Annotated in this window: 7 protein-coding genes and 4 tRNA genes; all 11 read left to right on the forward strand. The window is 42.2% G+C overall.

What is annotated here, in order from left to right:
• Positions 1-907, forward strand: a 907-nt coding sequence (locus tag MUP17_11430; GenBank protein MCJ7459592.1) for a D-alanine--D-alanine ligase, incomplete at its 5' end; no start/stop codon positions are given.
• Between the two features lie 271 nt (positions 908-1,178).
• Positions 1,179-1,919 carry an HAD family hydrolase gene (locus MUP17_11435; GenBank protein MCJ7459593.1) on the forward strand — a complete coding sequence of 247 codons (741 nt, stop codon included), beginning with the start codon at positions 1,179-1,181 and terminating at the stop codon, positions 1,917-1,919.
• Between the two features lie 21 nt (positions 1,920-1,940).
• Positions 1,941-3,338: a cysteine--tRNA ligase gene (gene cysS / locus MUP17_11440; protein MCJ7459594.1), complete on the forward strand. Its 1,398-nt coding sequence runs from the start codon at positions 1,941-1,943 to the stop codon at positions 3,336-3,338.
• A gap of 229 nt (positions 3,339-3,567) precedes the next feature.
• Positions 3,568-4,380, forward strand: coding sequence for a 4Fe-4S binding protein (locus MUP17_11445; protein MCJ7459595.1), 813 nt, complete (start codon positions 3,568-3,570; stop codon positions 4,378-4,380).
• Between the two features lie 131 nt (positions 4,381-4,511).
• Positions 4,512-4,583, forward strand: a tRNA-Thr gene (locus MUP17_11450).
• 85 nt (positions 4,584-4,668) lie between these two features.
• Positions 4,669-4,742, forward strand: a tRNA-Gly gene (locus MUP17_11455).
• Positions 4,743-4,794: 52 nt separating this feature from the next.
• On the forward strand, positions 4,795-4,932 hold the full coding sequence (locus tag MUP17_11460; GenBank protein ID MCJ7459596.1) for a GIY-YIG nuclease family protein: 138 nt from the start codon (positions 4,795-4,797) through the stop codon (positions 4,930-4,932).
• A gap of 190 nt (positions 4,933-5,122) precedes the next feature.
• Positions 5,123-5,434, forward strand: a complete 312-nt coding sequence (locus MUP17_11465) for a four helix bundle protein (protein ID MCJ7459597.1) — start codon at positions 5,123-5,125, stop codon at positions 5,432-5,434.
• A gap of 47 nt (positions 5,435-5,481) precedes the next feature.
• Positions 5,482-5,563: transfer RNA gene (locus tag MUP17_11470), tRNA-Tyr, on the forward strand.
• Between the two features lie 484 nt (positions 5,564-6,047).
• Positions 6,048-6,120, forward strand: a tRNA-Thr gene (locus MUP17_11475).
• 86 nt (positions 6,121-6,206) lie between these two features.
• On the forward strand, positions 6,207-6,327 hold a 121-nt coding region (locus tag MUP17_11480; protein MCJ7459598.1), incomplete at its 3' end, for a GTP-binding protein.

Consider the following 6,327-nt stretch of genomic DNA (forward strand, 5'->3'; position numbering starts at 1 on the left):
AGGATATAAGTTACCCGAAGATCAGACCAGGTTTTTGCCGAATGGGGTCAAGGCCGAGCCGCCGGACGTAAAGGCTCTACAGACCGAGGGGAAAAAGGTGGCATTGAAAACGATTGAGTCATTCAGCCTTTCGGACGTCGAGCTGGTATTTTTGGCTTTGCATGGTGGACAGGGCGAGGATGGGACAATCCAGGCTCTTTTGGAATTATGCGGAATACCTTATACCGGCTCAGGAGTATTAGCCAGCGCCTTAGCTATGGATAAGGCTATGTCCAAAAAAATCTTCGAACGGGAAGGGATTTTGACACCGGAATGGTTTCTTTTAGAAAGCTCTGATTCAACTGATCTATCTGAGGTTTTAGATAATATAAAGAACTCGTTTAATCTTCCAGCAGTGGTAAAGCCAAATGACCAGGGTTCGACTGTAGGATTGACTGTAGTCAGGGAAGAGAAAAATCTGGCAAAGGCGATGGAGGAGGCAAAAATATATGCTGAGAAGGTCCTGATTGAAAAATATATACCTGGTAGAGAGCTGACTGTCGGTGTGCTCGGAGATGTTCCTCTGCCTGTGATTGAGATAGTACCTGAACACGGAATTTATGACTACGAGTGCAAATATACCAAAGGGAAAAGCCGATATATATGCCCGGCTGAGCTTTCAGCTGAAAAGACTAAAGAGATTCAGGAATTAGGGTATAGAGCTTTTAAAGCCTTAGGCTGTGAAGGGTATGCCAGGGTGGATTTTCGTTACGGAATTGACGATAAATTCTACTGCTTGGAGGTTAATACTCTACCCGGAATGACGGCTACAAGCTTGGTTCCGAAGGCAGCCAAGGTGTCAGGAATAGAATTCCCGCAACTGGTGGATAAAATAGCTAAGATAGCTATAAAAAAGTTCAAGGGTTAAAAGGTTTAAGGGATCAAGGGATTAAAAGCTCAAAGGTCTAAGTAAGAACCTGACTGAAGTCAATCTGAAGAAAGAAAAAGGATTCGACGGTTCAAGCCAGGAAGAATTCGTTCACAGCCACTTTAGTGGCGTAACCTCACCCTGCCCTCTCCTTACAAAGGAGAGGGAAGACCTGACTAAAGTCAGTCAGAACAGAGAAAAATGGATTCGAGGATTCAAGGAGTCGAGGGTTCAAGGTAGATAAAAAGCTCAAAAGTTTAACAGAAAAATAATGAAAAAGATAAAAGGGATAATTTTTGATATGGGCAGCACCCTTATCGAGTTTGAAAACTCGAGCTGGGTGATCCTGGGTGAAAAATCTGCTCATAAAAGTTACGATTTTCTGAAAGATAAGGGACTGATTAAGCTCGATTTTGAACTTTATGCATCCATTCTGAAGAATCTTCTGTCCTCAGCTTTCGAAATTTCTGAACAGAACTTAGAGGAGTTCAGATTTGAGGATCTGGCTAAGGATGTTTTCAAAGAGCTTCATCTGGAGATAAGGGACGGCGATTACACTGGTTTTTTGGATGCATATTATAAACCAGTAACTGAGCAGGTAACTCTGGTTCAGGGTTCGGTCGAGACTCTAAAGTATTTTAAAGGAGAAGGGTATAAGTTAGGGCTGGTTTCAAATACGATTTTTCCGGACAGATTTCATCTGGCCGAGTTGAAAAGATTCAGGCTTTTTCCTTATCTGGATTCGATTTTATTTTCCTCTGAGGTCGGTTACAAGAAACCACATCCGCAGATTTTCCTCCACTGTCTCGAAAGTTTGAAAATTGAGCCGGAGGAGTCGCTTTTCATCGGAGATAAACTAATCGAGGATATCGGAGGAGCCAAGAATGTTGGAATGAAAGCGATTTTGAAATATAAGGAAGGAAGGGATTACAGCGCTTCCATTGTTCCGGATGGAATGGTCAAGAATCTATCGGAGCTTCCTCCATTGGTCAGAAAAATGAGTGGAGAATAAAGAGAAACTTCAGGAGAGAATATGGGTCTAAGACTTTTTAACACTTTAACGCGTCAAAAAGAGGATTTCGTTTCCATAGAGCCGGGGAAGGTTAGAATGTACACCTGCGGGCCTACGGTTTACGATTTTGCTCATATCGGGAATTTCAGGGCATATATCGTGGCTGATTTAGTTAAGAGGTACTTGAGATATAAGGGGTATGAGGTTAAACAAGTGGTTAATCTGACAGATGTGGATGACAGGACCATTAAGGGTTCTCAGGAAAAGCAATTCCCTTTAAACGAGTATACAAAAAAATATAAGGAAGCTTACTTCCAGGATGTCAAAAGCATGAATATAGAGATGGCTGATATCTATTCAGAAGCCACTGCTCATATAAAGGAGATGGTTGAGCTGGTAAAGAAGCTTTTAGAAAAAGGACGTGCCTATCAGCTTGCAGGCTCGATTTATTATAAGATCTCCTCGTTTAAAGATTATGGAAAGCTCTCCAAGATGAAGAGGGAGGATTTGAAGGCTGGCGTCAGGATAAGCAAGGATACATACGAAAAAGAAGAGGTGGGGGATTTTGCCCTGTGGAAAGGTTGGGATGAGGAGGATGGGGAGGTTTTCTGGGAGACAGAGATCGGAAAAGGTCGTCCGGGCTGGCATATCGAGTGCTCGGCTATGAGCATGAAATATCTGGGCAAGCATTTTGACATTCACACTGGCGGGGTGGATCTGATTTTTCCTCATCATGAAAATGAAATCGCCCAGAGCGAGGGGGTAACTGGTGAGAAGTTTGTGAGCTTCTGGATTCATAATGAGCATCTGCTGGTTGAAGGAAGAAAGATGTCAAAGTCCTTAGGAAATTTCTACACCTTAAGAGACATTCTGGAAAAAGGGTATAGTCCTATGTCAATTCGTTATTTGCTATTAGCCACTCACTATCGCCAGCAATTGAACTTTACCTTTGAAGGATTGGATGGAGCCAAGAATGCACTTCAGAGGTTGTATGATTTTATGGATAGGCTAAAAAGCATTAAGAGCCAGAAAAGTCATCCGGAGGTTGCAGAGATTTTGAATGAAGCCCAGAGCGGGTTTGAGGAGTCATTTGATGACGATTTAAATACATCATCTGCTTTAGGGAAAATCTTCGATCTGGTTAAGGAAATTAACCGGTTTATTGATGAAGGCGATTTCTCCTCTCAGGATGCCGAAAAAACCTTGGCTTTAATGCAGAGATTTGACTCAGTGTTGGGGATTTTGAAAAGAGAGGAACTCAAACTGGATGAAAAGATAACGGAGTTGATCCGGAAAAGAAACCAGGCACGTAGAGAGAAAAAATGGGAAGAGGCAGATAGGGTCAGAAAAGAAATAGAGTCCCTGGGGATTATCCTGGAGGATACGCCAGAAGGAACTAAGTGGAAAAAGAGGATTTAACAAATTGGGATCTATAGGGTCGGGTAAGGGTGCCCGACCTACGAAAATCCACGTAGGCAGGGCTCCCAACCCTGCAATCTCCCGTGATCTTAAACTTGCCAGGTCAGGGGACCTGGCAAGCACAGTCAAAGAGGATTTAGGAGTAGGTCGGGTTGCGTAAGCTACCCGACTCAGATTTGTCGGGCAGTCCCGCTAAAGTCGGGACAGCCCGCCCTACTAAGGAGTACTTATGTGTGAGTTCTGCGTTCAACACGGTGAGGGGAAAAAATGGTATCTTCAGATGAAAAACTATTCGGAGGAGTTATTTCATCAGAAGAAAAGCGATGAGTTTATGCGGGACTTTTTCAGGAAGTTCAATGAAGATGCAGCTAAAAGTCTATCTGAGTTGGATTCGCTTCGAAAAAAACCTAAATTTGTTCAGAGGTTTGTCAAGAATATGGTGGTCAGAAAGCAGAAGAAGGTTCACTATGGGCAGATCGTTCCTATTGAGGATATTGAGAGGATTATTGACCTGGTGAAAGTGGTGGTTAGACTTCCCTGCGTATGTCGAAAAGTCACACTGGGCAAAGAGGTGAGATATTGCTTTGGGATTAGTGCACCGGTGAAGGGAATTTTAGATGAATTTCCTGACCTGACTCGCGATTTCGAAGTCCTGAGCCAAGAGCAGGCTAAGAAAGCTTTCAGAGAGATGGATGAGCAGGGATTGGTTCACTCAGTCTGGACTTTCAAAACTCCGTTTATCGGTGGGCTCTGCAACTGCGATTCTGACTGTCTGGCATATCAGATGAACTTCAATTACAATATCCCCGTATTCTTTAAAGCGGAATATGTGGGAGTCACAGACTGGGATAAATGCACTGGATGCAAGGAGTGCAAAACCTTCTGCCAGTATGGCGCGATAGTCTACTCCGCGTTTAATAATAAATGTAGTGTAGATTCTCAGAGATGCTTCGGCTGTGGCGTGTGCAGATCTGTTTGCCCGAATGAGGCGATTACTCTAACTGAGAAGGAAAGGGCCGGCGTATTGCCAGCAAAAGGTTGATCTGTTAAATCAAGTTTCTGTTGTTTTTTGGAAAAGATTCGATAAATTGTATTGACAAGAGGAAAACTTCGGATAAATTTTCCTCCTCGCTCTTTGAAAATTTAACCCATATCCCTGACGATGCTAATTTCGCCGATGTAGCTCAATGGTAGAGCAGCTGATTTGTAATCAGCTGGTTGGAGGTTCGATCCCTCTCATCGGCTGGGAATATAAGTTTGGAGTTTGTGAGTTTGTTCGTTTGTCCGAAATCTCCAAACTTCGAACAAACAAACGGACAAACTCTCATCCGCGGGAGTAACTCAGTTGGCTAGAGTCACAGCCTTCCAAGCTGTTGGTCGCGGGTTCGAATCCCGTCTCCCGCTGAGAATACAGTCTGGAGTTTGTTAGTTTGTTCGTTTGCAGGAAAGAATCAAAATGTATTATGTTTATATTTTAAAAAGCAAAAAAGACGGGAATCTATACATTGGCCAGACATCAAACCTGAACCAAAGACTGGAATGCCACAATTCTGGAAGGATTAAGTCTACGAAGAGACAACACCGTTCCAATTGATTCACGTGGAGGAATTTCAGACCAGAGGCGAGGCTATGAAAAGGGAGAAAGCCTTAAAGGACATCAAATTGGAGTTTGTTCGTTTGTTCGAAGGATTTTCAGATGTCAGGAATAAAAACTTTTATCTTTCATATGATTTGAGAAGAAGGTGCAATTCAACTTCGAAAAATTGATTGTTTGGCAAAAATCGATGGAGCTGGTTGATTTAATTTATGACCAAGTTAAGAGATTGCCGAGAAGTGAAGATCACATTCTTATTCCACAGTTGCTAAGAACTGCAAACTCAGTTCCGTGCAATATCGCTGAAGGAAGTTATAGACAAAGCAAGAAGGAATTTACACAGTTTCTCTTTATATCAAAAGGTTCTCTCTCGGAGACACTGACTTTACTGGAGGTTGCATACAAGAGAAAATACATAAGTGAGGAGGAAAGGGAGAAGATAAGGATTTTATCGAAAGATATATTTAATTTGTTAAGTGCCCTGATAAGGTCTTTGTCTTGAGTAGTTTTTCTTCAAACTCCAAACGCCAAACGAACAAACTGTCTTTTGGAGAGGTTCCCGAGTGGCCAAAGGGAACAGACTGTAAATCTGTCGGCTATGCCTTCGGAGGTTCGAATCCTCCCCTCTCCAGGAATACAGTTTGGAGTTTGTTAGTTTGTTCGTTTGTCCGAAAATCTTCAAACTTCGAACACCAAACGAACAAACTGTATTCCCCCTGTTAAGAAATTGAACAAACGAACGATAATCTAAACTGTAATCCCATAAAAAACAAAAACTTAAGTACCGGCAGTCTCAACAAAAGGCTCAAACATTTCCAGGTTTGACCACGATATAAAAGAATAAAATTAAGGCTACTCGAATATAAAGGATCCGGGCGATTTGAGGACTAACAATTTGATAATAAAATTTCTTCAAATTTTTAGGATTTTTTACTTGACAAAAATTATATTGGTTTTATATTAAAAGTTTATTACGTAAGCGGTTGGGCATTTTTTTAAACTTTTATGCTTAACCGAGGGAAAAAATTCTTTGTCTTTTTTTTGATTTTTATCCTTTAATCAGATTTTAAGGATGAGGTTTTTAAAAAAGGATAGGCACTACTAAGAAGCTTCAGGCCCAGGTAGCTCAGTCGGTAGAGCACATCCTTGGTAAGGATGAGGTCACCAGTTCAATCCTGGTCCTGGGCTTTATAAGGAGTGGCTGGTAGTTCGTGGGTCGTAAGTAGTAAGAAAATAAAATATAAAAAAGAAAACTAATCTGGAGGTAAGATAAGATGGCCAAGGCGAAGTTTGTGAGGACCAAGCCGCACGTGAACGTCGGGACGATCGGGCACGTGGATCATGGCAAGACCACCTTGACAGCGGCGATAACCATGGTATTATCACGCCGGGGAT

Source organism: Candidatus Zixiibacteriota bacterium (assembly GCA_022865345.1).
In the GTDB taxonomy this organism is placed as follows: Bacteria; Zixibacteria; MSB-5A5; order MSB-5A5; family RBG-16-43-9; genus RBG-16-43-9.

Excerpts from the sequence above, each read along its gene's own strand:
- MUP17_11460 (MCJ7459596.1), top strand. The coding sequence starts at position 4,795 with ATGTATTATGTTTATATTTTAAAAAGCAAAAAAGACGGGAATCTATAC.
- MUP17_11445 (MCJ7459595.1), top strand. The coding sequence starts at position 3,568 with ATGTGTGAGTTCTGCGTTCAACACGGTGAGGGGAAAAAATGGTATCTT.
- MUP17_11435 (MCJ7459593.1), top strand. The coding sequence starts at position 1,179 with ATGAAAAAGATAAAAGGGATAATTTTTGATATGGGCAGCACCCTTATC.
- cysS (MCJ7459594.1), top strand. The coding sequence starts at position 1,941 with ATGGGTCTAAGACTTTTTAACACTTTAACGCGTCAAAAAGAGGATTTC.
- MUP17_11465 (MCJ7459597.1), top strand. The coding sequence starts at position 5,123 with ATGGAGCTGGTTGATTTAATTTATGACCAAGTTAAGAGATTGCCGAGA.